Below are 2,283 nucleotides of genomic sequence, written 5' to 3'. Positions count from 1 at the left end.
GCCCACCAGACCCGGCGGTGCGCGGCGACGAACATGCCGGCCACCAGGGCCAGGAACAAACTCTCCGAGTACGCCATCGACAGCACCACCGACATGGGGGCGCCGCAGCAGATGGCGACCAGGGCCCAGCCGGCCCGGCGCCCGTAGAGCGAGGTGCCGAGCAGGTGCAGGGCGACCGCGGCGCCGATCGAGGCGAGCCAGCTCACCGTGAGCGCCGCGGTGCCGGAGTCGAGGCCGAGCCCGGACAGCAACCGGATCAGCATCGGGTAGAGCGGGAAGAACGCCAGCTCGTTGCCCTGCAGCGCACCGTCGGCGCCGTACGTGTAGCCGCTCGGATAGCCCTCGGCGACCCGCTGGAACCAGCCGCCGTCCCAGATCAGCAGGTTGGTGCGCAGCCCGGCCGGCTCCGCGGTGGCGTGGTCCAGCACGACCAGGAAGAACAGCTGCACCAGCCGGGTCAGGGCCAGGATGCCGACCGCGATCCCGGCGCCACGCCACCGGCCGGCCTTGTCCCAGAGCCGCTCCGCGACGCCGGCCACCTCCGGGCCGGGCTCCCGCACCGTCACGCTCACCGCTAGGAGGCCTCGGGCAGCTCGGTGTGCCCGCCGGTCTCCGCGCTCTCCGCGCTCTCCGCGCTCTCCGCCTCGCGCAGTTCGGTGTGGCCGCCGGTCTCCGCGCTCTCCGCCTCGGGCAGTTCGGTGTGGCCGCCGCCGGCCACGGCGGGGGGTGGGGTCTGCGCCTCGGTCCGCTCGGTCAGGGTGCGCCAGGCCGCCGCGGCGGCGCGCTGCTCGGCCTGCTTCTTGCTGCGCCCGTCCGAGCCGCCGTAGCGCTCGCCGGCCACCACGACCCAGGCCGTGAACGTCTTCGCGTGGTCCGGGCCGGCGTCGTCGATCACGTAGTCCGGCACGCCCAGGCCCAGCGCCGCGGTCAGCTCCTGCAGGCTGGTCTTCCAGTCCAGCGCCGCACCGCGCCCGGCCGACTCGGCCATCAGCGGGTCGAACAGCCGGTGGATCACGTCGCCGGCCACGCTCAGGCCGTGCTCCAGGTAGATCGCGCCGAGCAACGCCTCCAGCGTGTCGGCCAGGATGCTGGCCTTGTCGCGGCCACCGGTGGTCTCCTCACCCTTGCCGAGCAGCAGGTGCGGGCCCAGACCCTGCGGGCCGAGGGTACGGGCCACGTCGGCGAGCGCGTGCATGTTGACCACGCTGGCGCGCAGCTTGGCCAGCTGACCCTCGGGCAGGTCCGGGTGGTTGTGGAAGAGCGCCGAGGTGATCACCACCCCCAGCACCGAGTCGCCGAGGAACTCCAGGCGCTCGTTGGTCGGCAGACCGCCGTTCTCGTACGCGTACGAGCGGTGGGTCAGCGCACGTTCGAGCAGGCCCGGCTCGATGGGGATGCCGAACGCCTCCTCCAGTGGCTCGGTGGAGGGCCGCCGGCGCTTGTCGTTACTGCTCATGAACCACCTCTGGAGTCTTCGTGCGCCGCGGGGCTCGGATGCCCCGCCGGGAACTGGATCAGGTCGGCGATGACCGGCACCGCGGCCCGCCGGTGCAGGTCGGCGGCGAGGGCGATGCCCGCGGCGATGTCGTCGGCACTCGCGGCGCCGTGACAGACGACGACTGTGCCGCCGACGCCGAGCAGGATGGCCGCCCGGGGCGGTACGTCGTCGGTGCCGGGGGGCCGGATCAGCGCGTACGCCGTCTCGAGGCCCTTGAGCAGCACGTTGCCGGTGAAGCCGTCGGTCACCACCACGTCGGCGGCGGTCCCGGTCACCACGTCGTTGCCCTCGACCAGCCCGGTGTAGTGGCCGCCGGCGGGCAGGTCGAGCCCGGCCAGCACGGCGGGGGCGGCCCGGCGCAGACGATCGCCCTTGCCGCGTTCGGTGCCGATGGTGAGCAGGCCGACGCGGGGGGCGGCGACCCCGTGCACGACGGCGGCGTACGCGGCGCCGAGCCGGGCGTGCATGGCGAGAGTGTGTTCGTCCGGGTCGACGGAGGAACCCACGTCGAGCAGGACCAGCCGGCCGGCGACCGTGGGCAGCACAGCGGCCAGGGCGGGACGTCGCACGCCGGGCCAGCGGCCGAGACCGAGGGCGGCGGAGGTGACGGTGGCGCCGGTGTTGCCGGCGGAGACGACCGCGTCGGCGTGGCCTTGGGCGACGGCCAGTATGGCCGTCCGGACGCCGGATTCGACCCGGCTGAGTGCCTGGTCGGGGGCGGCGGCACGACTCATGGCCCGGTCCGGGCGGATGGGTGGGCCGGCTTCACGGTCCGGACCGGCCGG

Annotated in this window: 3 protein-coding genes; all 3 read right to left on the bottom strand. The window is 74.4% G+C overall.

The window, feature by feature from the left end; all coding sequences use genetic code 11:
* A partial coding sequence (locus AB0C29_RS44500; RefSeq protein ID WP_360833860.1) for a mannosyltransferase family protein occupies positions 1 to 572 on the bottom strand: 572 nt, incomplete at its 3' end.
* Between the two features lie 2 nt (positions 573 to 574).
* Positions 575 to 1,456 carry a ribonuclease III gene (rnc, locus tag AB0C29_RS44495; RefSeq protein ID WP_360833858.1) on the bottom strand — a complete coding sequence of 294 codons (882 nt, stop codon included), beginning with the start codon at positions 1,454 to 1,456 and terminating at the stop codon, positions 575 to 577.
* Positions 1,453 to 2,283 (bottom strand): phosphate acyltransferase PlsX (locus AB0C29_RS44490; RefSeq protein WP_360833856.1); only part of this gene is annotated, 831 nt, incomplete at its 5' end. The genes AB0C29_RS44490 and rnc, both read right to left, overlap by 4 nt.

Origin of the sequence: Actinoplanes sp. NPDC048791, from assembly GCF_040650095.1 — a bacterium.
Lineage (GTDB): Bacteria > Actinomycetota > Actinomycetes > Mycobacteriales > Micromonosporaceae > Actinoplanes.
This window is presented reverse-complemented; position numbering and strand designations above follow the sequence as displayed.